The organism is Mycoplasmopsis pulmonis (assembly GCF_900660575.1).
Classification (GTDB): Bacteria; Bacillota_I; Bacilli_A; order Mycoplasmatales; family Metamycoplasmataceae; genus Mycoplasmopsis_B; species Mycoplasmopsis_B pulmonis.
In genome coordinates this window covers 99791-125663 of the sequence record NZ_LR215008.1, presented here as the reverse complement: position 1 = coordinate 125663, position 25873 = coordinate 99791, and the positions used below count along the sequence as shown (strand labels likewise).

At 24.7% G+C, this 25873-nt stretch carries 25 protein-coding genes; 9 read left to right on the top strand and 16 right to left on the bottom strand.

Annotated elements, in window-relative coordinates; genetic code table 4:
* Positions 1-20: 20 nt before the first annotated feature.
* A complete protein-coding gene (locus tag EXC36_RS00540; RefSeq protein ID WP_010924940.1) occupies positions 21-467 on the bottom strand; it encodes a hypothetical protein in 447 nt (148 codons plus the stop codon).
* Positions 458-847 carry a hypothetical protein gene (locus EXC36_RS00535; protein WP_010924939.1) on the bottom strand — a complete coding sequence of 130 codons (390 nt, stop codon included), beginning with the start codon at positions 845-847 and terminating at the stop codon, positions 458-460. The genes EXC36_RS00540 and EXC36_RS00535 overlap by 10 nt, the downstream gene beginning before the upstream one ends.
* 1934 nt (positions 848-2781) lie before the next feature.
* Here EXC36_RS00535 and EXC36_RS00530 point away from each other — a divergent pair.
* The gene (locus EXC36_RS00530) at positions 2782-4683 is read left to right on the top strand and encodes a lipoprotein 17-related variable surface protein (RefSeq protein WP_129689990.1); all 1902 of its coding nucleotides are present in this window, start codon (positions 2782-2784) and stop codon (positions 4681-4683) included.
* Between the two features lie 71 nt (positions 4684-4754).
* Positions 4755-5906, top strand: a complete 1152-nt coding sequence (locus EXC36_RS00525; protein ID WP_010924936.1) for an AlbA family DNA-binding domain-containing protein — start codon at positions 4755-4757, stop codon at positions 5904-5906.
* On the opposite strand, the gene EXC36_RS00520 is transcribed toward EXC36_RS00525, so the two are convergent.
* From EXC36_RS00520 to EXC36_RS00485, 8 genes are all read right to left on the bottom strand, one after another.
* On the bottom strand, positions 5907-7190 hold the full coding sequence (locus EXC36_RS00520; RefSeq protein WP_010924935.1) for a glucose-6-phosphate isomerase: 1284 nt from the start codon (positions 7188-7190) through the stop codon (positions 5907-5909). It lies immediately after the preceding gene.
* Complete coding sequence (locus tag EXC36_RS00515; RefSeq protein WP_010924934.1) at positions 7178-7513, bottom strand: S1 domain-containing protein; 336 nt, start codon at positions 7511-7513, stop codon at positions 7178-7180. Before EXC36_RS00515 ends, EXC36_RS00520 begins: the two co-directional genes overlap by 13 nt.
* Before the next feature lie 230 nt (positions 7514-7743).
* Positions 7744-9840, bottom strand: coding sequence for a fructose-specific PTS transporter subunit EIIC (locus tag EXC36_RS00510; protein ID WP_010924933.1), 2097 nt, complete (start codon positions 9838-9840; stop codon positions 7744-7746).
* A gap of 138 nt (positions 9841-9978) precedes the next feature.
* Positions 9979-10662, bottom strand: a complete 684-nt coding sequence (gene rsmG / locus EXC36_RS00505) for a 16S rRNA (guanine(527)-N(7))-methyltransferase RsmG (protein ID WP_129689988.1) — start codon at positions 10660-10662, stop codon at positions 9979-9981.
* 8 nt (positions 10663-10670) lie between these two features.
* Positions 10671-11636 (bottom strand): ribose-phosphate pyrophosphokinase, encoded by a 966-nt coding sequence (locus tag EXC36_RS00500; protein ID WP_010924931.1) that lies wholly within the window; start codon positions 11634-11636, stop codon positions 10671-10673.
* A 93-nt stretch (positions 11637-11729) separates the two neighbouring features.
* Positions 11730-12155: a hypothetical protein gene (locus EXC36_RS00495; protein ID WP_129689986.1), complete on the bottom strand. Its 426-nt coding sequence runs from the start codon at positions 12153-12155 to the stop codon at positions 11730-11732.
* 44 nt (positions 12156-12199) lie between these two features.
* Complete coding sequence (locus tag EXC36_RS00490; protein WP_041363864.1) at positions 12200-13402, bottom strand: IS3-like element IS1138B family transposase; 1203 nt, start codon at positions 13400-13402, stop codon at positions 12200-12202.
* A gap of 56 nt (positions 13403-13458) precedes the next feature.
* Positions 13459-13659 (bottom strand): hypothetical protein, encoded by a 201-nt coding sequence (locus tag EXC36_RS00485; RefSeq protein ID WP_129689984.1) that lies wholly within the window; start codon positions 13657-13659, stop codon positions 13459-13461.
* A 112-nt stretch (positions 13660-13771) separates the two neighbouring features.
* Between EXC36_RS00485 and EXC36_RS00480 the strand changes: the two genes are divergently transcribed.
* From EXC36_RS00480 to EXC36_RS00465, 4 genes are all read left to right on the top strand, one after another.
* Positions 13772-15415, top strand: coding sequence for a hypothetical protein (locus EXC36_RS00480; protein WP_010924929.1), 1644 nt, complete (start codon positions 13772-13774; stop codon positions 15413-15415).
* Positions 15416-15424: 9 nt separating this feature from the next.
* Positions 15425-16396, top strand: a complete 972-nt coding sequence (locus tag EXC36_RS00475) for an NAD(P)H-dependent glycerol-3-phosphate dehydrogenase (RefSeq protein ID WP_010924928.1) — start codon at positions 15425-15427, stop codon at positions 16394-16396.
* Positions 16397-16472: 76 nt separating this feature from the next.
* Complete coding sequence (locus EXC36_RS00470; RefSeq protein WP_041363927.1) at positions 16473-16835, top strand: hypothetical protein; 363 nt, start codon at positions 16473-16475, stop codon at positions 16833-16835.
* Positions 16836-16837: 2 nt separating this feature from the next.
* Complete coding sequence (locus EXC36_RS00465) at positions 16838-19921, top strand: AAA domain-containing protein (protein WP_010924926.1); 3084 nt, start codon at positions 16838-16840, stop codon at positions 19919-19921.
* Here the strand turns inward: EXC36_RS00465 and EXC36_RS00460 are convergent.
* A complete protein-coding gene (locus tag EXC36_RS00460) occupies positions 19910-20647 on the bottom strand; it encodes a hypothetical protein (protein WP_010924925.1) in 738 nt (245 codons plus the stop codon). The two genes, EXC36_RS00465 and EXC36_RS00460, sit on opposite strands and share 12 nt — an antisense overlap.
* A gap of 82 nt (positions 20648-20729) precedes the next feature.
* Between EXC36_RS00460 and tsaE the strand changes: the two genes are divergently transcribed.
* The 3 genes from tsaE to tsaD are packed head-to-tail and all read left to right on the top strand — an operon-like array spanning position 20730 to position 22560.
* Positions 20730-21122, top strand: coding sequence for a tRNA (adenosine(37)-N6)-threonylcarbamoyltransferase complex ATPase subunit type 1 TsaE (tsaE, locus tag EXC36_RS00455; RefSeq protein ID WP_010924924.1), 393 nt, complete (start codon positions 20730-20732; stop codon positions 21120-21122).
* The gene (tsaB, locus tag EXC36_RS00450; protein ID WP_041363925.1) at positions 21122-21658 is read left to right on the top strand and encodes a tRNA (adenosine(37)-N6)-threonylcarbamoyltransferase complex dimerization subunit type 1 TsaB; all 537 of its coding nucleotides are present in this window, start codon (positions 21122-21124) and stop codon (positions 21656-21658) included. The genes tsaE and tsaB overlap by 1 nt, the downstream gene beginning before the upstream one ends.
* Positions 21652-22560, top strand: coding sequence for a tRNA (adenosine(37)-N6)-threonylcarbamoyltransferase complex transferase subunit TsaD (gene tsaD / locus EXC36_RS00445; RefSeq protein WP_010924922.1), 909 nt, complete (start codon positions 21652-21654; stop codon positions 22558-22560). Before tsaB ends, tsaD begins: the two co-directional genes overlap by 7 nt.
* Before the next feature lie 4 nt (positions 22561-22564).
* Here tsaD and EXC36_RS00440 read toward each other — a convergent pair whose 3' ends face one another.
* Genes EXC36_RS00440 through EXC36_RS00420 form a run of 5 tightly spaced genes read right to left on the bottom strand, consistent with a single transcriptional unit; the run spans position 22565 to position 25809 of the window.
* Entirely contained in the window at positions 22565-23413 is an 849-nt protein-coding gene (locus tag EXC36_RS00440) for an RluA family pseudouridine synthase (protein WP_010924921.1), read from the bottom strand.
* A complete protein-coding gene (gene scpB, locus EXC36_RS00435) occupies positions 23414-24004 on the bottom strand; it encodes an SMC-Scp complex subunit ScpB (protein WP_041363922.1) in 591 nt (196 codons plus the stop codon).
* Positions 23994-24743, bottom strand: coding sequence for a segregation/condensation protein A (locus EXC36_RS00430; protein WP_010924919.1), 750 nt, complete (start codon positions 24741-24743; stop codon positions 23994-23996). Before EXC36_RS00430 ends, scpB begins: the two co-directional genes overlap by 11 nt.
* Positions 24743-25510, bottom strand: coding sequence for a lysophospholipid acyltransferase family protein (locus EXC36_RS00425; protein WP_010924918.1), 768 nt, complete (start codon positions 25508-25510; stop codon positions 24743-24745). Before EXC36_RS00425 ends, EXC36_RS00430 begins: the two co-directional genes overlap by 1 nt.
* Positions 25495-25809: a holo-ACP synthase gene (locus EXC36_RS00420; RefSeq protein ID WP_041363920.1), complete on the bottom strand. Its 315-nt coding sequence runs from the start codon at positions 25807-25809 to the stop codon at positions 25495-25497. Before EXC36_RS00420 ends, EXC36_RS00425 begins: the two co-directional genes overlap by 16 nt.
* Positions 25810-25873 lie beyond the last annotated feature (64 nt).

The window sequence follows — 25873 nt, the reverse complement described above, 5'->3', positions numbered from 1 at the left end:
TTTTAAATAAGATTTTTTCTTTAGTTTATAAAGCCATCACCTTCATCTTTTTTTGAGTTTTTTATCTTATCTTCTATTTTGTTTTTCATAGCTTCTATGAACTCTTTTTGAGCATCTTTTAAATAATCAAATTTGATTTTTATATATGCAACTAAAGTATCAACTTCTTTTTGTAAATTCTTAACTCAAGCTAGCTCTTCTTCTTTGTTATTTTTATCTTTTGAAAGTTTGATTTTTGCCATAAAAAGAAAAATTCGATTTAAGTTCTTTTTATAAATTGTTTCATTTCTTATATCAGGCAAAAATCTTTGGAAAATTACTATGTCTCTTAAGTGTTCACTATAGACTATTAAATCAAATTCATTTTCCTTTTCAATTTCCTTTTTCATTAGCTCATATTTATAAAAAATTCTTTCAACTATTTCTTGTAATTCAAAATCTAATAATTGCACTTGTATTAGTTTCATTTTTCCCTTATTTTTAATATATTTTTGTAGTTGAAAATTAGATTAGCTTTTTCATTAAAATCATATTCTCAATTTTCTTCTTTGCTTGGCTCTTGAACTTTAAAATTTAAGTCATTAGTTTTATTAAACTTAGCTAAATATTCATTGTAAAGTGAACTTATTATTTCTAAGATGTTTTTAGATAAATTCTCATAATTTTTACTACATTTATCTATTATGTTATTTTTAATTTCACCAAAATTTTCTAACTCAAAACATGATGAATTTTCAAGAAAATCTATATTTTTCAATTTTTTTAAAGTTAATTTATCACATAAATTAGTAGGTCTAATTTCTAACAAATTATTTATTTTAGATTTTATGATTCAATTTGTTTTCATATAGCCACCTTTTAAATTTTTTTATATAGATTTACTAAATTATTTTATTTTAAAATAGCCTCTTAGCTACAAATTATTGAATACTCAATTAAAAACTATTCTAAAATAGAAAAAAATACTAATAATTTTCACAAATTGTTTTTTAACTATATTTTGCATTACTAAATTTTTTTTATGTATTTACTGATCATATTTAGTTATTTTATGAATTAAAAAACCATAAAATTCCATATATTTAGGCTTTCATTATTGCCGTTTTTTTGTCTTTTAAAGTAATACATTAACTTCAATAACAAACCAAACTTCATTTTTATTTAAAATAACAAAACAATAAAGCTAGATAAAAAAAGAAAAAAATAATTTATCTTTCAAAGCTCTTGTGATATTTCTACAAGGCTAATAGGAGTTATTATCTTCACTAACAAGGAAAATAGAGCAATTATTACTCCTTATTTTCTGAGCCTGCTTCAAATTGATATTTTGGCACTTAATCTTAGGATAAGGGCTTAAATTAAAAATTTGTTATTTTTGCTCTATTTTATACCACAGCTAATATTGAAAAAAACCCAAAAAGAAACATGAGCAAGAGCTAGCTATACTATTTTTGATAATCAAAAACTTCACAAGAATAAATGTCTAATTTGTAATTACATGGTAAGAGATTTACTCACTTTGCAAGAGCCTATTAAAATAAATTAAAAAAAAGGCTATTTTTTAAAAAAATGCATTTTTGCATTCAAAAATAACAAAAAATGAACTTTTTTTATATTTTTTTGAAAAATATGTATAATTAAGATATATAGCTATATATAAAAAAAATTAAATTTAAAGGAGGAGTTGTGAATTACTCAAAACACGATTTCAATGATGCAAAACACTGTAACTGTTCAGAAATGACTTGCAGTTGTTCTTCATGTGGTTGCTCAACAAAATAAAATAATTTTTTAAAAAATTAGCTAACAATTTTAAATTGTTAGTTTTTTTTATGTTCTTTTTGATCTTTTTTATTTAAAAACAGGCTTGAATTAATTTATTTTAGTCAAATTAAGGATTAGAAAAAATCTAATAAATAACAAAAAAGTTCCTTTCAAAAAATAAAAAAACTATAATGTTTTTTGAATTTTTTTTCAGGAATTAACACTCCAAAAACTTTAAAAAATAAAAATAATAAAAGTGCTAATTCCAAAATCAAATTTGACAAACTATGAATAATTTTCTTGTAACATAAAAGTCAATATTTATCAATAAAACATAGCTAAATTATCATTGAAAATAATGGCATTATTCAAATAAACAAAATTGGAAATTAACTTGATAATCAAAAAGCAAAATATTTCTTTTTAAATATCAAAAGTGAGTTCATAAATAAACTAAATATTTCAAAGATATCATTTAATAAATTACAAAAAAATTATATTCGTTGATACAATAAAGAAAGATTGAAGTCAATCTCAGAATGAAAATATTTCAACAAAGTCAAGTGTTTTAAGTCTCTTTTAAATATTTTTTTATTCTAATTTATCAATCATATATTTTTAAAATTTATATTGAAACATCAATTTTAAAAATATAGAAAATTTTAAATTTTCAACTTATTTAAAAACATCTTTTTCAAATTCAAATTGAAGATTATTTTAATATTTTAAATTTATCTAAAGTCTATGTTTTATAGTCACTTTGCTTTTCTTGCTTAGTTTAAAAATATATCTTACAAAATGTAATATTAAATTTTTGTTATGTTACTAAAAGAGTAAAAATATTTTGTTGTTGTATTTCAAAGTTTATATAAAATAAATCTAATCTAGATGAATTTGTGACTTTTGTAAAAAATCAATTAAAAATTTAATCAATATTTTGTAAATTAATAAATTTATAAGGAATTCTATGAAAATAACCAAAAAATAAAAACTCTAGTATTAGGGCTTTTTCTTGCTGTGAATGTAGGTTTAATATCTTATATTTCTATTTTAGTCAATAACAATAAAAATAATGGTGAACTAGAAAAAAACGAAATAGAAAAAATTAAAGCTTTAAGTTTAAATAAAAGTGAAGTTTTAATCAAATCAAAGTTTGCTTCAGAAATATCAAAAGATGATTTGCTAGATATTTCAAAAGTTGAAATAACTCAAGAAAATAAAGACAATTTTAAATCTAAAGGAATAAGTGCTTCAATTGAACTTTTAGAAAAAAATGATGGTTCAAATTTTGATGATGATCAAGGTAGTTTAAAAGTAAATTTAAAACTTGAAAAAGGTAAATCTGTTTCACAAAAAATAATTAAAGTATATGGTTTTAAAACTAAATTAGATGCTGTAAGTAAAAATGATTTAACACTAAATGTAATAGATAAAGAACAAATATTAGTTAGTCAAATAATTGATGAAAATAAAAAGATTATAGATAATAAATTTTCATTATCTTCAAAGCTTCTAGATCTTGATAAATACACAAAAAACTTTGAATTAGTAACCATTAATGAAAATCAGCAAAATGTTCAATTAAAACTTAAATTGGTCTTAAAAGATAACCCAAATATTTATAAAGAATTTCTTTATTCATTTGAAGATTTTGGAAGTGAAAAATTACTAGAAAAAGAAATTGAAAAAATTCAAACTTTAAATTTAAATAAAAGTGAAGTTTTAATCAAATCAAAGTTTGCTTCAGAAATATCAAAAGATGATTTATTGGACATTTCTAAAGTTGAAATATCTCAAGAAAATAAAGACAATTTTAAATCTAAAGGAATAAGTGCTTCAATTGAGCTTTTAGAAAAAAATGATGGTTCAAATTTTGATGATGATCAAGGTAGTTTAAAGGTAAATTTAAAATTCGAAAAAGGTAAATCTATTAGACAAAAAACAATTCAAATATTTGGATTTAAAACTAAATTAGATGTTGCAAGTCAAAATGATTTAACACTAAATGTAAATGACAAAGAACAAATATTAGCTAGTCAAATAATTGATGAAAATGGAAAAATTATAGATTCAAAAATTAGTCTACATTCATCAATAATAAACTTAAAAAATTACAAAAGTGTTTTTCAAAAATTATGAGTAAATGACGTTGAAAAGCAAAGCAAAATTAAAGTAACTTTGACACATAATTTAAATGAAAATATCAAAAAAGATTTTACTTATGTCATTGGAGATTTTAAAGAATTTTCAATAGATGAAGATATTGTAATTTCGCAAACATTTAAAAAAGTTATTAGCGTAACTCACCTTGAAGGTCTATTATCTGAAATTCAAGAAAAAGAAAATAAAATAAAAAAATTGCAAGAATATTTGGATGTTACTATTCCTAAAAATTTAGATTTAAAATTTGAAGATTTTAGAGGAAGAGGTGACTATGAAAGAGATAAAAAAGCTAGGCTACGATACAAACTTTCTAAAGCAAACATACATAATGGAAGTGATGAAAATCCTGATTCAAAAAACGGAGAAAAATCATCAAAATTAAAAGAAATTGAAGTTACTAATTTCATAACATCTCGAGAGCACTTAAACTTAGAATTTCAAAAGATTCAAAGCATAAAAATAGCTGATGGATCTGACTTAAAAAATAAGTCAAATAAAGAAATTCCAGATAGATCAAAAATCGAAAATAATCAAATAAGCCTTCTAACAAAAGATAACTCAGAATTCTTAATTCCTGAAGGTTATGAACTTAGCCTTATTGCAGGAGTTAATAAGGATAAATCTTCTGAATCAGGAGAGTTGAGAGTATATCTTCAACTAAAAAATAAATTTTCAAGAACTCAAAAAGATAAAACATTTACATTAACAGGACTAAAGTCTGTTCCATCAGATAAAAAAGAAGATCAAAAAGCTTAGATTAACTTTTACAAAACTTATTTGTAAAAGTTTTTTTATTAAATTAATAAAATTAATTCATAATTTTAATTATGGAACTAAAAGGTGAAGATTCTAATGTTGAGTACAAATTATTTTTTTCAAAAGATGCTAATAAATGATTAAAAACAATTGTTGCTTTTTTAAATTCAGGTAAGGGCGGAAAAATCTATTTTGGAGTAGATGATAAAGGCAATGAAAAGGGCCTTCAATACTATGCATGAGAAAAGAGAAAAACATCAAATTTAAATATTGATAAAATTCATTTTTGTGACATTGCTAACATTGAAAAATGTGTTGATAAAACCCTAATTTATATTGCAAGCAAAATTAAATTAATGATTAATCCGTGATTGAGTAATTTGTATTTTTCAGTAAAAATACACAAGAAAAATCCTTACATAATTCTTATCAAAATATACCCTACTAAAGAAATAGTTTATGAACTTAAAAATACTTTAGGAAGTGAAAGTCTTGTCTATGAAAGAATTGGATCACAAAGCATATTATTAAGACCCAAAGAAATAGCTATTTTAAAAAACTATCGCAAAAATGAAATTGATTTTCAACTCATTCCTAGTCAAGTTGATAATTTGAATTTTATGCAGCTAAGAGAAATTTTAAAAGCTCACTATCATGACTATGATAAAAATCCAAAATTTTGAAAAAAATTCAAAGAGCAAAAGCTAACTATTTTAAAACAAAAATATCTTAATTATGAAGCCTTTTTACTCTCAGATGAAAACACTACAAAAATCAAAATTAATAACTTTTCAAAAACAGAAACTGATGCCATTCCTTTTGGTCAAAGTATAATCAAAAATAAGTGCATTTTTTATTACATCTTTTTTCTAGCAAAGCATCTTTTATTTTTTACAAAGGATAAAATCAAAGATGATTTATTACTTGAAATTATTTACAACATAATTATTCATAATGATTATTATCACTTTGGAAATAATGGTCCAATAATTGAAATTTTTGATGATCATATTCAGTTTCTTTCATATCAAAAAAACGCATTAGAAAAAATTCAAAAAAGACAATCAATTAGTTGAAAATATCCAAACATAGTTGAGCTTTTTTCATATCTAAATTATCAAAAAAGAGGAAATGGAATTTCAAATATAAAAAAGTGATATGGAGAAGAGTCCATATCACTTGATGAAATTTCATATCTTTACATAATTTACTTTAAAAAGTAATTATTTTTTTTCAAGTATTTTGAATAAATTAGATTTATAAACTTCAACTCCAGGTTGGTTAAATGGATTAACTTTTAATAAATATCCACTCATAGCAACTGCCCTTTCAAAAAACATAAAAAGTGCTCCAAGAGTTTTTTCACTACTATCTTCAAGTTCTAAAATAATGTTTGGTACAAGTCCAACTTTAGTATGAGCTTCAACTGTAGCTTCAAATGCCGCTTTATTGATTTGATGAAGGCTTTTATTTGTTAGATAATTAAGTTTGTCTAAATCTTCAATTTCCTTTTCAATTTTTAAGTCAAAAATAGGTTTATCAACTCAAATAACAGTTTCAAACATTATTTTTGAACCATCTTGAATAAATTGTCCCAATGAATGAAGATCACGAGTAAAAATTGCACTATGAGGTAAAATTCCTTTACCTTGTTTTCCTTCAGATTCTCCAAATAATTGTTTTCATCATTCTAATAAAAACATATGATTTGGCTCGTAAGAAACTAACATTTCAACTGGGAATTTTTTTTGCAATAAAAAGCGAGCTACAGCATATTTATAAGCATCATTTTCAAGTAAGTTTGAATTTTTGTATAATGCGTTGGCTTCTTTTGCTCCTTCTAAAAGTTTTTCAATGTCAATTCCAGCACAAGCTAGTGGTAAAAGTCCTACAGGAGTTAAAACAGAAAATCTTCCTCCAACATTGTCAGGAACCACAAAGCGAGCATATCCCTTTTCTTTGGCCATTTCAAAAAGTAGGCCTTTGTTTGCATCAGTTGTAGCTACTATGTATCTTTTGGCATTATTTTCACCTAATCTTGAATTAAGTAAATTTCTAAATTCTCTAAAAGCAATGGCAGGTTCAAGAGTTGTTCCTGATTTTGAAATTACATTAATAGCAAATTTTTTGTTTTCCACATAATAAAGAAGCTGGGTCAATTCTGTTGAAGAAATACTTGTTCCAGCAAAAATAATTTCCATATTTTTTTTAGTTGGATAGTTACCTTGAATAAAATCCATTGCACTTTTAGCTCCTAAAAATGAACCACCTATTCCAATAACAACTAAAACTTCAATTCCTTCTTTTTTAAAAAAATTAGCTGTTTCAATAATTTTGTCTATTTCATTTTTATTAATATTTTCTGGAAGGTCTTTTCATCCCAAATATTCAAAGCCTTCTAAAGACAAATTATTCATTTTTGTGTTAATTTGTTCAACTTCAGAGACATATTCCTTTAATTTTTCTTCATTAATAGCATTTTGAAGATTTAATCTTATTCTTCTCATTTTTTTAACTCCTTGTTTGTAAGATTTAATAAATTAGTAAAACCATTTTTAGTAGGCTCTAGCGTATATGAAAAAATTTTCTTTCTAAAATTTGCTCTTAAAGATTTAAAAGAGCATTTTAAAAATTTATTTTTGATGTCCTTTTCCAAAATTTGGACATCAATTACATTATTTACTGCTAGGAAACTACTAATATTTTTAGTGTTGAAATCAGATATTTCGTTTTTTTCAACAACTCCTTTATAGCCGTTTTTAAAATTTAAATAAATTTTTTCAGTATTAAATTTTTCAACTTTACCTTTTATTATAGAACCGACTTTCATATGTAAGATTATTTTACTTTATATTTTATAAAATAGCATAATCTAGCTTTAGCCTTTTTAAATTTTAAATATTTTTTTATATAGCTTATTAAGCAAACTAGCAATAATTTTTTTGAAAAAAAAAAAAAAAAAAAGATATTTTTTGTGTTATAGTAATAGTGAATTTTTACAAACTTACAAAAAAAAGACGCCTTCAATGGGTGTCTTTTTTTATACTTTGTTAAATTAATTTATTTTGTCTTTAAAGATTCTTTTTTGGCTTGTCTTTTTTGATAAAACTTGGTTAAAAAGTAAATACTAAAAGCTGATACAAAACTTCCTATAATAATTGAGCCAATTAAAAATAAAATTCCAAAAGCAATGCTTAATCCTTGGCTTTCAAATAAAGAAGATCTTGCTAAAAAGAAGACAAATATTCCTCCATGAGGAGCTGCTATACTTACACCCAATGAAGCTGAAAGAAGTGAAGCTACAGCACTTCCTATTATGTTAGAAGGAATCATTACTTTTGTGTTTCTTGAAGTATAAGGAATAGCTCCTTCTGAAATAAATGAAAGTCCAAATAAAATATTGGAAATTTTTCCAGCTTCAATGTCTTGTTTTGATCAAAGTTTTTTGTGAAGAAACATTGAAACAGAAATACCTAGTGGTGGAGTCATACCAGCAATCATAACTGATGCCATAGCTATTGTTCCTTTTCCTTGCATTTGAGCTAAGGTTAAAGTACCAAAAACATAAGCTGCTTTATTAATAGGCCCTCCTAAATCCACTGCCATCATAATTCCTAAAATTAATCCAAGAAGTCAAATGATTTCTCTTCTTGTTTCTATGATAAGAAGAAGTATTGTAAGACCATAATTAATGTAAATAAATACAATATTCAAAACTCAAAAAACAAAAGCTATTGTCAAAGTTCCTAAAATAGGAATAAACAAAATATCTCTAATTCCATACAAGTTTTTTGGTAGTTTTGAAAAAATATATTTTGACATCAAAATTAACATGGTAGCCGCAAAAAAACCACCTAATATTGCTCCAACAAATCCCGATCCTGTTTCTAAGACTTTATCTGGGCTTAGACCATAGTTATTTGTTAATGAGTCAGTTAAAAAACTATAAGTATCTTTTAATCTTCCTGATGAAATAAAACCAATTACAAAACCAGGCAAGAGTCCTTGACGGCCCACTAATGAATAAGTAATATAGGCGGCTAAAATTGCTACCATAATACTAAAGGCAATTCCACCTAATCTATTAAATCACTTAGCGACTATGTGATTTGATCCAAAATTTGCTAAAAATTTTGGATCAGAAGAAATTCCACTTGTAGCTCCATAAATTGTGTCAATTAAAAATCCAATTGAAATGATGATTCCACCAAAAACAACAAAAGGAAGCATGTATGAAATTCCACTCATAAGTGATCTATACATTCTTTTGAAAAAATTATCAAAAGTATATCCACCTTGAGTATCTTCTTGTGAAATTGGTTGAGAAGCTTTGATTTTTTTTCCTTGTAAATTTCTAGATTTTTCAATTAAATTTTTAGGATTATGAATGGCTTCTCTTGTTGAAGTTTCTATAACATTTTCAGAATTAAAAAATCGTTGCTTTTCAATTTCTCTATCGATGGCTAAAATCACACCTTTAGCTTTTTCAATATCTCTTGAACTAAGAACATTTTTACTTCCTTGAGCTCCTTGAGTTTCAACCTTAATTTTAACTTTCATATCTTTTGCAGTTTCAACTAATCTTTGAGCTGCTAAATAAGTATGAGCTATTCCAGTTGGACAAGAAGCAACAGCAACAATTTCATAGTCCTCATTGCTTTTTTGAATAACGTCATTTTTTGCTTCATCTTGAAGTAATTGATTTTCAAATTTATCAACTAAAGAAATGAATTTTTCAGCTTCATTAATACTATTTAAATTATTAATAAAATCTTTGTTTAACAAAAGTTTTGATAGTTGTGCAATTACTTCAAGATGAGAATTTTGACCTTCATCTTTTGACATGGCAATTACAAAAATATATTTAACATTTTTGCCATCAAGTGAGTCTCAATTTAGATCCTTAACTTTTGCAAACATGAGTGTGCTTTTTTTCATTACATCACTTCTAATGTGAGGCAGTGCTATTGAATCACCAATACCAGTGGAGAGCTCGTTTTCACGCTGGACAAAAAGATCAAAAACTTTTTTCTCTTCATGGGCATATCCTTGAGTTAAAAGTTGGTTTGAAAAAAATTTTAAAGCTTGATTTTTGTCTTTAAATTCTTTATTAAAATAAATGAAATTTTTGTTTTTTAAAAAATAACTTATTTGCATTTTTATATCCTTTACATATAGTAAATAACAATTTTTTTTATACTAAAAAAATTATACCATGCTAGCATATCTGAATTTTTTTAACTAAGCTTTAAAGAATAAAAAAGTTGTTAAAAATTTAACAACTTAAAAATCATTTTATCTAATTGGTTTTTTTATAATTTTATCTCAAGCTCTAGGATATTCTTTTGAAACATTTGCTGTTTTTATGTAATGAATCATAAAAATATTTTTGTCAAAAAAAACATCAATTTTTTTAGGATCAAAAACTTTTAATTTTAAAATCTTTATTGCATTTTGAGCTTCATTTAATTCACTTAAATAATTTGCACCTTTAACAAAAATATAGTTAGTTAGTTTTGGCAAAATTGATCCTAAATTGATAGTAAGTTCCATCAAAATATTTAAAGGAGCTAAAGCACGAGCAGTTATAAAATCAAAGTGAATTTCTTTGTTAAAATTTTCAACTCTTCCATTAAAAATTTCAAAAGATAAATTTAAATCTTTTTTTACTTTTTCTAAAAATAAAACTCTCTTTTTATTACTTTCAATTATTGTTAGTTTTACTTCAGGATTTACTATCAAAAAAGGAACAGAAGGAAAACCCACTCCTGCTCCTATATCTAGAAGTGAATCATTGGATTTTACAAATGGCTCAAGACATTTAATAGACTCATAAATACCCTCTTGTCAAAGTCTTTGTCCTTCAAAAGAAGTTAAATTAATTTTCTTGTTTTCTTCTTCAATTAACTTAACAAATTGCTCTAGTCTACTAGCTGTTTTTTGACCATATTCATTAGTTATTTTTTCCAAACAATTCATATTAAAAACTATTTAGATTCTAGATACTTAGCATAAATATCTGAAACACTTTTGCTATCCATAATTGATCTAATAACTTTACTTAAAAATGGAGCAAGTGAAACGATTTTAAGTTTTTTGTATTTTTTAGCCAACTCGTAATTGTCAATTGAATTTGTAACAATAACTTCATCAATGACATCTGCATCTTCGAATATATCAAAACCTTTTGAAAAAATTCCATGAGAAGCCACAATTGAAATTTTTTTGGCCCCATTTTTTTTAAGAACTTCAGCTGCATTGACAATGGTTCCACCAGTGTCAATTATGTCATCAACAATAACTGCGTTTTCATTATTAATATCACCTATGACACCTAAAACTTCAGTTTTATTTGTGCTTACACGTCTTTTATCAATGATGGCAATTTTTACATCATTTGAAATAATTTCAGCCATAATTCTAGCTCTAATTGTTCCTCCATGATCAGGAGAGACAATTGTAAATTTTTCATCTTTGATAGTAAATTCTTTTGAAAGAATATATTGAGCTTTTATATCATCAACTGGGATGTTAAAAAATCCTTGAATAGAAGGGTTGTGTAAATCAACTACAACAATTCGACTAATCCCTGCAACCTGAAGTAAATCAGCTAAAAGTTTTGCTGCAATTGGTTGTCTTCCTTCTGCTTTTCTATCTTGCCTAGCATAACCATAATATGACAATATAACATTAATTGTTTTGGCAGAGGCTCTTTTTAGAGAATCAACAAAAATTAAAAGATCCATAATATTATTATTTGCTGGATGACTAGTTGAAGCAACAATAAAAACATCTTTACTTCTTACTGTCTCTTTACTACTTAATAAAACCTCACCATCGGCAAAAATTGTTTTATTAACACTATGTAATTTCATCTTTAACTCATCACATATTTCTTGAGCTAAAACATGTGTATTTGGCATTGAAAATATAATTGTTTTTTCTTTATTCATAAAACCTTTCTTAACTAAATTATCAATTATACAAAGTAAATTATAAAAAAAATCAAAGATAGCAAATTTTGTTTATCTTTGATTTTTTGGGCTTTATTCATCCTTAAATTCAAATGGGAAAAATGGTGGATTATTCTTCATGAATCTATGATATTTTTCTTTAGCTTTTGTTCAATCTTTTTGAAAAGCCTTGCGAGTTTTATTTGCTAAATCATTTTTTAAAAAATTATATAAATATGCTTCTGCTTCAAGATACCATTTTTCACTTACATCAAATTCTCAAGTTGTAGAAAGTGAATCAATAGTTATTTTGAAAAAATCTAAAGAATTTTTTAAAAAATTGAATTCAACAATATTTTTGTACCAAGATCTAAAGTCATGATTGTTAATTAAAATAAAATGGAAGCTTTTTGGATTGTTAAGCAACTCTCCATAATATTCAATAAAATCAGATGATTTTGAAATTGTAAGCTTTTTAGCTTCTTCAAATAATTGAAGTTCTTTATCCTTTAAAGTCATTAAAAATAATTCAAATTTTAAACTAGGACAAAAAAAGTGACTATTTAAAAAACACTTAGAACATCTCAGCTTTGTTGAGGTGTTTTTCATTCTAAGATTGATTGTAATCTTTCATTATTGTATCAGTCAATATAATTTTGAATAATTTCTTGCAATTCTTTGAATGATAATTTTGAAATTTTTAGATCATTTAAGCACTCACTTTTGATATTTGAAAAGAAATATTCTGCTTCTCGATTATCAAGTGAATTTGCGATTCTACTCATTGAAATTATCCCATTGTTTTCTTTAATAATTTCACTATACTGATTTGATGAATATTGACTTCCATGATCTGAGTGAATTATTCACTCTTTATCAAATTTGATTTTAGAAATATGATCTAAAACTAACTTAACATCATTTCTTTTACTTAGATTTCAATTAATTATTTTCTTGCTTTGATGATGAATTGCAATCGATAAATAAACATGATTGTTAATTGCATCTTTGGGGCTTGGAATATAAGTTACATCAGTGGCAACTATGTTGTTAAATTTGCCATTGTAGTCTCTTTGAATTAGATTTTGATATTTAGTATTAAGATTTTTAATTTCATTTTTTCTTTTTGCTCTTCTAATTTTGCAAAAAAGATTTAATTTAAGCAAAATTCTACCTATTTTTCGATAGTTTATATACCTTTTATATTTATTTTGAATATAAATTTCTAATCTTTTTCTACCAAATATACCTTTGTTTTCATGAAATGATTTTCTAATAATTTCTTCAATTTCTTGATCTTTTTTCGGCTCTGCAAGTTTAGGTTTTTTTCAAGAATAATATGTTGATTTTGAAAAGAGAAATTCTTTTCATGAAATTTTAGTTAATATTTTTTCTTTATCTTTATGTTCTTTAATTTTTTTTCGAATTTCTTTTTCACTAATGTCATCAAAAATTATTCTATAAATTTTAACAATCTCTTCTAATTCTTCTCTTGTATATTCATTAACTTCTTTTCTTTTTGGTGGTCTACCGTTATTTTTTTTGTTAGCTGTAGATTTGCCAGTTTGTGAAATTAAAGATTGTTCATCTTTTTGAAAAGCAGAATATTTTTTGAAAAATCAAGATTTTACATATGTATTTTTTCAATCTTTACCAATATTTTTGTTTACTAAAAATATATATTTTTTTATATTAATTTTTCCATCATAAAATTCTTCATATAATGAAAATCATTTCTTTCATTGTTCTGGTTTTAGTTGTTTCATAAACACTCCTATTTAAAGTATATTTTAAAAAGTGTTTTTTATTTTTTTGTCCCAGTTTATTTATCTGGTTCTTTTTTTTCTTTTAAAGTTACATTAACTAGTGAAGAATAAAATTCTTGAGTTTCCTTTTGTCTTTTTTTAAGCTGAATGATCTCTTCATTTGGGTCTAATACAACATTTTCTCTATCTTCAACGTAAATTTGAGTATTTCCTATCTTAAGAATTTTTGATTTTTTAACATCTTTAACTATGGCCATTATTGATCCTCTCACTTGATTGACTCAATTAGTCTTTTAATTATACCAATTTTACATTTTGATAATGTATAATTTTTTTACAAAAAATAAGATGAAAGTTAAAGGAATTTAAGTGATACAAGCTAAATTGAATATTAAAAAATTAACTATTTTTGACAAAGATTTATCAAATAAATATGACATAAACTTAGATCTGGAATTAAAGGGAAAGTTAGCCTTGGTTTCTACTCAAGATTTTTTAGTTCAACAATTTCAAGAAGTTTTTATAAAACCAAAACACACAAATGCAGAAATTTTAGTTGATGACTTTAATGATTTTTATTTAGAAGCTGAAAACTTTTTATACATGAGGGCTGTTGATTTTGAAGAAAAAAATCCCTGTACATTATTGAGTTCATACAATTTTTTAAAATACCAATTTATAAAAAATCAGGTTGTTAAAAAAAGAAATAATGCTTTACAAAAAAAATCTGAAGTTGATATGAATTCAATAATTTTTTTACAAAATGGAGCTTCAAGTGAAGAAGTTGATGAATACAAAAATGCTCTTTTACTTCAATTAAATAATTTCAAAAATTACAATAATCAAATTAATGATATTGAAGTAGAAAAAAGGAAAAATTTAAAATCAGCTTTTCAAAATCATCAACAACTAAAATGATTAAAAAAAATGTTAAAAAAAGTCACTGATAACTTGCTATTTGAACAAAGTGAAAAAGACAAAATTCTCTCACAATTTAACTATCAATATAAAAGTAAAATTGTAGAAGCTCAAGATAAATTTAAAAATGAAAAAATTAAATTTATAAATGATTTTAAGAAGTTAATGTCAGAAATAAAAAAAGCAGATAATGAATTCAAAATTAAAGATGAAAAATTAAAAACTAATCTTTTATCAATTGAGAAAAATTTAAAACAACTATATGGAACAAAGATGCGTATACCAAATCTTGTTCATCAAGAAAATATTGATAAATATTATCTAAGAACTCAAAAACCTTCAGTTTTATTTAAAGGTGCTTTTGATAAATTAATTAAAAAATTTAAGTTAAATCATCTTCTAAAAAAATCATGATTATTTTTAAAAGATGAAGAAAAATTAATTCTATTTTTGCTTGCTCAACTTGTTCTTGTTCCTTCAATAGTTTCAATAAAACAAGAAGTTTTAATTTCACAAAAATACCAACACATATATGATTATTTGATAAAGACAATTTCTGAAAAATCACTAATTATTTATCGCACAAACAATATTAGAAAAGCAATTGAAAACAAAGCTAAAATTTTGTTAATTGAAGAACGTGGATGAAGTTTAATTGAAGATGGTTATGAATCATATAAATTACCTAAAAATGTTGATGAAGCACTTGTTTTAAAATCACTAGATAAATTAAACTTTTTAAAAGCAACTTTTAACCAACAAAATATCTGTTTTAATAATCGTGCTTTTCATACAATTGAAAACATAAGATTAAAAGAAAATGAAGGTTATATGATATTTTCATCTCTTGATGCTTTGCAAACATATTCTGAGTCATATGAAACAGGTGAAATACTTGAAATTGATAGTTTAGGTGATAAGAAAATAGCTCTTCTTAATTGAGAAAATTTTGACCAAAAAGTTTGAGTTACTTTGCTTGCTCATGAAATTCATTATATTGGACAAAAAATCTATTTTGAAATTCAAAGTCCTGTTAGAAATACATATTACAAAAAAAGTAAATGAAATCTTATTTATGACCAGGAAAATAACTAGGAGTAAGATATGAAAATTGCAATAATTGGAACAGGTGCATATGGAAGCGCCCTTGCTAATGTGCTTTTAAAAAATAATAATCAGGTAAGTTTTTATGGAATTGATGAAGGCGAAATCAATGATTTAAAAATGGGTTTAAACACTAAATATTTTGGTCAAAAAAAACTTTTTAAATTGCCTTATTTAGTAACAAATGATTTAAAACAAGCAACTCAAGATTGTGATTTTTTAATCTTATCTACTCCTTCAAAATTTGTTGAAAGTGTAGTTGATAAATTAATTGAAATTTGACCAAATAAAAATCTTAATATTTTAAATATTTCTAAGGGACTAAATCCCTCAAGTGAAGAAATTTTCTCTGAATTTTTTCAAAGAAAATATCAAGGACAAATTAACTCATATGCTTCTTTAATAGGACCTTCTTTTGCAGATGAAGTTTTCAATGGAGATTTTACAATTGTAAATGTAAGTGGAAAAGACTTAAAATTTTTAGAACAAGTTAAAACAAGCTTTGATCAAAAAAATTTTAAAGTTTTTATCTCTCCTTTTCAAAGAGAAATTGAATACTATTCGATCTTCAAAAATATCTATGCAATAGCTAGTGGTATTTTAAGTGCTGTTTTTAAAAATTACAACGCCCTTTGTTCTGCTCTTGTTATTGCTTTTCAAGAAATTAATCAATTCATAATTTCAAAATATGGTCAAAATCCTGGGATGATTGAAATTGCTTCTCTAGGTGACTTTATGCTAACTTGCACAAGTAATAAAAGTAGAAACTTTTCTTTTGGATTTTTAGTTGGTCAAAATGGAATAGATAAAGCTGTTGAAATTAATAAAAAAACAGTAGAAGGCTATGACAACATTAAGATTATGGTTAAAGTTCTAAAAGAGCAACTAAATGAATACCCATTTTTAAAATCAATCCAAGAAGTTTTATTACAAAAGAAAAAACCTGAATTAATACTTGATTTTCTTGATTAGTTTTAGTTAACCAATTTTAAAATTTAGCCTCTTTATATTGCAAGATAACTTGCTTTTTTAGTAATATAATAAAACTATGAAAAACAAAACAAAAATCAAAATGTTGTTTTTAAAAATTATTACTTTTGGTCTTATTAAATTACATTGAAAAAAACAAGCTAAAAAACTACTTATAAATAACTCACAAAATATTAAATTTTCATTTAATATTGATGATTTAATTACAAATTTAGGCGGTCTTGACAATATTTTAAATTGTTCATCAACTATTTCAAAATTAAAAATTGATTTTGTTGAAAAAGATAAAATTAATCTTGAAAAATTGAACAAAATTAAAGAAATTTCAGGAGTTTTTTTCTCACCAAAATCAATTAGCTTAATTGTTGGTAATGGAGCTAAAAACATCGAAAAATATATTCAAGATTCTAAAGGAAAATAATTATGAATGTTTCTAAGCAAAAACATTTGGAAGAGAAAAAAAATAAATCTCAATACCAAATTATTCTTGATAATTTATTAGATATTTCACCTAATGACTCTTCAATAAATTTCAAAATTAATGATAAATATTTTTTCGATGTATACAAAAAATTTGGTGATTCTTTTGTTAAATTAATTGCAAATAAAAACAAATTTTCAATTCCTCTTTTTGAAATTGAAAATAAGCTTTTAGTTGAAAAAATTAAAAATGCTTCTAGTGTTGAAGAGATAATTCAAATAGCTAATGAAAATAGTATTGAACTTTCAAAGCAAAAAATAGATTTAATAAAAAAAGACTTTACTAACTCAGTCAAAAAAATGATTGATTCAATTGAATTAAAATCACAAAAAAGCATTGTCAAATGGAAATTATTTTTAAATAAATCATCATCAATAAATAGAGAATCAAATATTTGATCCATGCATCTTGGTTTTGTGATTGTTTCATTTACAATTGATGATAAAAAAATACATGCTCCTTTGTTTTTAAAGGAAGTAAATTTAGAGTTTAAAAATTCAATTCCTTATCTTTCATCTAATGGTGAAATTAAAATAAATGAAAAGTTGATGTATCTATTAAATTCTCAAGGTTTTACCTTGTCAGTTGATTTTGACTTTTCTAATTTTTCTCTTCAAGAATTAGTTGATTATTTAGCTAATTTATGAGCTAATCTTTTTGACTTTCAAGTTGATTTATATCAAGAGTGTGTTGAAAATGAAATTGAAGATGTACAAAATTCAAAATTAAAATTTTTTGGAGGAATTGTACTTGGTCTTTTTCAACCTCTGGGTGGCTATCTTAGAAATAGAATGTTAGAAATTATTGATAACAATGATATTGACAATATTTTTGATATTCAATTTAATAAAAATGTCCACAAAAATATTGTCAAAGATTCAATTTATAAAAAGAATTTTGGTTTTTATAAAATAGTTCCTACCAACTATTCTCAAGACTATGCCATAGTCTCAGCTTTAAATCAAGACACTATTATTTGAGGTCCTCCAGGAACAGGAAAAAGCCAGACAATTGTTAATATATTAACTAACATTTTAGTTTATTCAAAAACAGCTTTGGTTGTTTCACAAAAAAAGGCAGCTTTAGAAGTTATAAAAAATAGGATGAAAGATTTAAAAATCTTTTGTTTATTCATATTAAACGATAGAAATATGAATAAGAAAAAATTTTATGAGCCAATAGTGGAATATCTAAACTATTTAGAAAATTTTGATAAAGACATTGAACTTGAGCCAATTAAAATTTTTTCTGAAGAGTCAAAAAAATATGTAAAAGATTTGCGTTTAGTTTTATCTATTGAAAATTGAGAAGAAACCTTAGCTTTTTATAATTTTTTAAAAAGCAAATTTATCTATTTAGATGAGCAAATAATTAACAATCTATATACAATCTCAAGAGATGTAAAATATCCTTTTCCAATTAATCAAAAAAGCATTAGTAAAAAAGAGTTTTATAAACTCAACTCTAAATCAAAGTTTCTATCAAAAATTAGATCAAATGCAAGTGATAAATTCTTTGAAAAAAATTACTTTTTTTTCATTAATGCTTTTTCAGTTTATGATGTAAATTTAAATGAAATAATTCAAGAAATAAGTAACTTTAATATTGAAGATTTAAAGCTTATTTTAAGACTTGATTTAGCTAATTTTGCAAGAGAGCAAAAACAAACATACAAACCAGATGAAATTTCAAAAATAGTAACTAAAGAAATTTTTAAGAAGTTAGAAAAGTTAACTGATGAGCAAAAAAAACTTTATATTAAATTTGCAGCTTCAGCTCGATTAGGAAATATAGAACCACAAAAGTTTATAAATGAATATGTTGATATTATCAAAATGATTTTTCCAATTATAATCACAACTCCTGAGTGTGATTTATCAAAATGAAAAAAAGATGAATTTGATTATGCACTTTTAGATGAGTCTTCACAGATTTTTATTGAAAAAGGTCTTCCAGTTTTATACCTTGCAAAAAGAAAAATTTTAGCAGGTGATAACAAACAAATGAAACCAACAAGATGATTTTCAACAAGGTCAAATGATGATTCCATTTTTGGTAGTGTAGATTCGCTTTTAGATTATTCAATTTCCATGGGTGTTTATACAATTTTATTAGACAAAAATTATCGATCTAATTTTGCTTCACTTATGAGTTTTTCTTCACGACATTTTTATGATTCATCTCTTGATGTTGTAGATAGATTTAATAACAAAATTACAAAGCCTTTAGAAGTTATTGAAATAAATGGTAAATGAGAAAACAATGCAAACATTGAAGAGGCAGCTGTTGTTTTAGATTTGACACAAAAAAACATTGATAAATACAAAAAAATAATCATTCTTTCATTTAATAGTAAGCAACAAGAATTGTTAGAAAAAGAGATTTTTACAAATCATCCTAATTTAGAAGAAAAAATAAATAATGAATCACTTTTACTTAGAAACATTGAAAACATTCAAGGTGATGAAGCGGATATAATTATTGCAACTTTAGCCTATGACAAACACTCAAAAATTCACTCAACATATATTGGTCGTCCTGGTGGGGCAAATGCACTAAATGTTGCTATTTCAAGAGCTAAAGACAAAATGATTGTTGTTAAATCAATTAAATCATCTGATTTAGTAAATGTTCAAAATAATGAGGATTTATACATGTTCAAAAAATGACTTCAATTTTTAGAGTTAAATCCTGAAGAACAAAAAAAATACTCATCTGGAAAAAGTGAAAAATCACTTGATGACTCAAGTGATTTCAAAAACAAAATTATGGAATTTTTCAAATTAAAGAAAAGTGAAAATATCGATATTCAAGAAAACTATCCAATAGGAACAATTAATGTTGATATAGCAATTTTCGAAGATAAGAAACTTAAAAAAATTATTATGATTGATGATTTTTCATATTCATCAAGTTATGAAGATTTTGTGATTTTTAAAGACAAGATAAAGTTTTTAGAATCTAAAGAATATAAAGTTGAAATTATTTCACCTCTAACATATCTACATAATTATTTAAGCACCTAATATTTGTGTTAAAACAGGTGTAAATCTTGAGTAAAAATAAATAATTAAAACTATAAGAGTATTTATCAAAATAAAGATCACTAGTCAACTAATAATTTTCTTTTTAGTTTTTGGTTTTATATCCTTCATTGAGACATTATCGAGTTCATAAATTTTTTTAATTTTTTTGATTTTAAAACTTGTTCAAATAATCAACAAAATATAAGCGGCAATTAATAAAATTGTAGCAACACCCATTAAACTAAAAACAAGTGAGTTTTGATCAAAAACATTTTTAAAATTTATTAACTCTATAGAACCAACAGTTCATTTTTTATCTCTTAAAAAATAAAATAATAATGAAGATAAAATTGAAATTCATAAAAGTGATATAAAAGTGAGTGTGTAGCTTACTTTGTTTGTATACAACTTGATATAAATATTTTTTAGATTATAGTATTTGTCATTACTTTTAAATTTTTGAAAAATATAAGCTAAATAAAAAAATCTAGATAAAACTAGTGCTATAGCACCTGCAATCATAAATGAAATAAATCTATTTAGTTTTGTTGCATCTTCATAAAATGGATCAGATGGATATACATAAACATTCAAAAATAAAATTGCAATTAAAGCAAAACTTATGCTAGCTAAAATTATTAGATAAATCGTAGTTTTGATTTTTTCTGCCCTTATAATATTTTTATATTTTTTATCTGACATTTCTTTCAAAGTTTCTTGATTCATAACATTAAATTTTAAATCAAAGTAGCTTTTTAATAGATAAAATAAAATTAAAAATTATTAAATAAAGGGAAGATAAACTTTTATGAACAAAAAAATAATCATTAAAAATTTGGATCAAATAGAGCAAGTAGTAGATTTGATTATGCCAATTATAAAAAATAAAATTTTGCTTTTAGATGGCGAAGTAGGATCAGGAAAAACCACTCTAGTTCAACACATAGCAAAAAAATTAAATATAAAAGAAACAATCACTTCCCCTTCGTTTAATATAATGAAAATCTACCCAAATCTAGTTCATCTTGATCTTTATAATTATCAAGGTGATTTAGATGAATTTGAAGATTTTTTTGAAGACAACATTGTAGTCATTGAATGATCTAAAAAGCTAGCAAAAAAACCGAAAAATTTTGTTCACATTGAAATAAAATATGATCAAAAAAATAACCAAAGAATCTATGAAATTAAGGAGTGCTAATGAAAGTTTTTATAGACACAACTGGAAGTGATTTTTTCTTGAGTTTATATGATGAAAATTTCAAAATCATCTCCTTTAAACACATCAAAAAAGTTCAGAAAAAAACTGAGCTTATTCCTGTTGAAATTGATGCAATTTTAGCAAGTCAAAATAAAAGTGTTTTTGATATAAAAGCTTTTTACATAACATTGGGTCCAGGTTTTTTTACAGGAATAAGAACTTCACTAACTTATATAAAAACTCTAGCTCTTTTTTTAAATTTTCAAATCTTTAGTATCTCTAGTTTTGCTTTGGTAAAAGCTCAAAATAATTACAAATATATTGATGCAAGAGGAAATCTTTGTTATGTTGAAAATCAACAAAATAAAAGCTTAAGTGTCCAAGAGTGCTTTGAGGATCAAATAGTTGATTTTGACTATCAAGATTTAATAGATAATTTTGAAAATATCAAGGATAATTTCAAACTAGAAAAAAATATTTTTGAAATTCAACCTCTATATATCAAAAAACCACAAATAGGAATTAAAAAATGATAATTTTAGGTATAGAAACAAGCCATGATGATACATCAATTGCAATAATTGAAAAAGGCAAAATTTTGAAAATGATAACTTGAAGTCAAAGTGATTTTTTTGCTCAATATGGAGGAACAATTCCAGAGCTTTCTTCAAGACAACATAGTCAAAATATTATTAGAATAATAGATAAGTTAAAAAGTGAATTTGATTTTTCAAAAATTGATGCCATAGCCTACACAGAAAAACCAGGACTTATTGGTACTTTGCAAATTGGTTTTTTAGTAGCTCAAGCACTCTCAAGAGTTTTAAAAATAAAGGCCTATCCAATTGATCATATTGAAGGACATTTTTTTTCAGCTTCTTTTGAAAAAAATTATCTTTTTCCAGCACTAGCTTTAATTGTCTCAGGAGGACATAGTCAACTTATGCTTGCAAAAGATAAAGACAATATTGAAGTTATAGGTTCAACTCTTGATGATGCTATTGGTGAGGTTTTTGACAAAGTTGCAACTAAGTTAAATTTAGGCTTTCCAGGGGGACCTAAAATTGAAGCTTTATGTAAGGATAATGATTTTGATCTAGTTAAATTAACTAAGCCAAAAACTCAAGGAGAATTTGACTTTTCATTTAGTGGTATGAAAAGTCAAGTAATTAATTTAGCAAATCAAAAAAAACACTCTAGCAAAAATTTAGCTTGTTCATTTCAAAAAGAGGCAGTTGATTATCTACTAGAAAAAACTAAAAAATGTTTGGAAAAATACAAAATTAACTCTCTTATTTTAGGAGGAGGAGTTGCTGCTAATTTTCTTTTAAGAGAAGGTTTTAAAAAGCTACATGAAAATGTTTATATTCCTTCTAAAGAACTAGCAACTGACAATGCTGCGATGATTGCAAAAGTTTTATATGAAAAATTAAAATAAAAATTTATCACCTAATTGGAGCGATAAATTCTTGATTATTTAAATATTCAAATTCACCTTTTAATGAATGGAATTTAATTTTGTATGAATGTAGATAAACTCTTTTATCTTTTTTTCCACCATATTTTACATCACCAAAAATCGGAAAACCAAGCTTAGAAAGAGTTGCTCTGATTTGATGTTTTCTTCCAGTAATTAATTCAGCATAGTTATTATTTTTTACTTTATATAAAAGAGTTTTTGTAATTTTACTCTCTTCAACATTTTCTTTAAAAAGTTCTGCTTTTTTCTTAATTGGATTGTATTTATGATAAAAAACATGTTCAATTTTTTGATTTGGCTCTAAAGTAATGTTTGACATAAAAACATAAGTTTTTCTTAGGTGTTCATTTGATTTTAAAGTCTTTAAAATCGAGTAATTTTTAGCATAAACAACAACTCCAGAAGTAACTTTGTCAAGGCGGCCAATGCTTGAAGGAACAAAAGAATCAACTTGTTTAAAATTTAAATAACTTAAGACTTGTTTGTCTAAAGAATTTTCATCACTATGCATTGAAACACCAGCTTGTTTGTTAATAACCAAAATATTTTGATCTTCAAAAATTACATTAAATTTTTGTTCAATTTTTTTAAAAACTAGCTTTTGTTTTACATTGGTTAGACCATAAATTTGAATTAGATCATCTTTGGATACAATAAAGTTTTTGTCAATGTTTCTTTTACCATTGACTTTTATATCTTTTTCTCTAAAAAGTTTTTGAATTCTTGAAACAGGAACATTGTTTAAATAACTAAGCAAAACTTTAAAAATAATTCTGCCATGATCGTTATTAGTTGCTATAAATTCAAACATTTAATTTTCTCTTTGAGAAGAAAACAAATTAAAGCCTTCATAGGATTGTTCTTCTTCTTGTTCTTCATCAATACTTTGAACAAAATCAAATTCACTTAGGTTAGGTAATTCCTGAAGTGATTTGATTTTGAAATAATCATAAAACTTGTTAGTTATTCCATATAAAACAGGTTTTCCTGGAGTTGGAGAAATTCCCACTTCTTCAATCAAGTTTTTAACCAAAAGAGTGTTAACAACTTGATCACTTGCAACTCCTCTAATTTCATTAATCATTGATTTTGTAATAGGTTGTTTATAAGCTACAATTCCAGCTACTTCAATTGCTGCTTTTGAAAGTTTTTGATACCTTACAATGCTTACTAATTTAGAAACATAATCTTTAAGAGGTTCAATTGTTGCAATTTTATAAATTTCTCCAAAAACAAAAACTTTTGTTCCGCCTTCTCTAGCATTATAAAATTCCATAAAATCATTTAAAAGTTTTTTTCCTTCTTGATCTTTTTCAAGGTCAAAAACTTCCTTTACTTGTTCAGGGCTTAGTCCTTGATCTCCTTGAAAATACATAAGTGCTTCGATAATTTTATTCTTCATAATTTGGTCCTTTTTCAATTCTAATTGTACCAAATTGCTGGTCTTGATAGATCAACAATTCTTGCCGTCTTGATAAGTCTAAAAGCGCAATTAAAGTAATAACAAAATGGCTAAGTGATGGAAGCGAAAAAATCATTTCAAAAGTCACAATTTCATTTTCATTAAAAAGTTTTTTAATATACAAAACTTGATCACTTGGAGTTAGATTAAAATTGTCAATTTTAGTTCTTCTTAACTTCTCTGCAAAAGTTCTTTCAAACATTTGTCTTAGTGTTAAAACAAGTTGAACCATGGATGAGCGCCCATCTAAAATTTTTTCATCAATTGGTCTGATAAACTCTTCAGCTGGTGAACTTTTTTTCAAAAAGATTTCTTTTCTTTTTTCTTCTTGGTATCTTAAAATTTGCGAAATCTCTTTGAATTGTTTATATTCAGCTAATTTCATCAAAAGTCTTTCTTTGTCTAGTTCAACTTCTTCATCAACTTTTTCTCCTTGAAGGGCCATTGATGCTTTAATTTGAAGCAAAGTAGCTGCCATAACCAAATAATCTGAAGCAAGATCAATTTTGTCATCTTGAAGTTTTTTTATTATCTCTAAATATTGAGTTGCTAACTCTACAAGATTAATTTCAAAGATGTCTATGTTTTTATCTTTAACAAGAGAAAGAAGTAAATCTAAAGGTCCTGAAAAGTTTTTGATATTAAAAACTGGGCCATTTTCATGTAAAGATGTTTGCATTATTTTTCTCCTAATTTTTTAGCTTCAGGTTTTATATAAGCACTTTCAATTTTATTTTTTACAAGCTGAGCTAACTTAGTTGAATCAAGATTTCCAAAGTTAACAGGCTTAAGAGCAGGATGAATTATTACAGTAATTTTTCTCTTAGTTTTATCTTTAAAATTAACTGCATCAAAGGAGTTATTAATTGTAACTGGAATAATTGGAAGTCAAAATTTTTGAGCGACTTTAAAAGCCCCCGATTTAAACTCACCAAGCTCTCCTGTTGTAGTTCTTGTTCCTTCAGCGTAAATTACTCCATATTTTTTATTTTCCTTTAAAAAATCGCCAAAAACTTTCATCTTATCTCAAGATTGTCTAATTTTAGTTCTGTCGATAAAAAGGCATTCTATTAACTCCATTGCTGCACTATAAACTTTGTTTTTTTTAAGCTCAATTTTTGCAACAAAGCTCATTTCTTTTTCAACTTTATCAATATCATCACTTTTGTTTTCAAAAGCACTCATTAAAGCTAGTGAATCAATGTTGTTTGCATGATTTGAAACAACTATAGCAGGAGCTTTAATTATATTTTCATATCCTTTAACTTCAACTTCAATATTCATAAGTTTTAGGACCTTATTTGATAGTTTGTTAACATATCCATATCTGTCATATTTTTTTAGACTTTCAGGTTTTTTTCTGAACTTTCTAGCTTTTTTTAACAGCCCTAGAATTCTAAATCCTCAAATAGGACTTAAGAGAATTAACTTTAATCGCGGTGACATGCAACTCCTATCTTTTGAACAAATGCAATAACGTATTCTTTTTCACTACTAACACTTATTGCAAATCCATCAAATTTATAAACATTATCTTTTTTTGTAATGTTAATTTTTTTAAAACAAAAATGTTGATTATCAGCTTTAAATAAAGCCTCCTTGATAGCTCATCTTGTTGCTAGAAAAATTGCTTTTGCTTTAGTTTTTTGATAAAGCTCATACTCGTCTAAAGAAAGAATTTTTCTTACAAAATGATCACTTTTATTTTCTAGTCTTTCTATCTTTACTAAATCAACACCTATCATAATTAATGTCAATTATACTATTATAAAATAAGTTTATATTAAATGCTTTGAGATAATAAAAAAT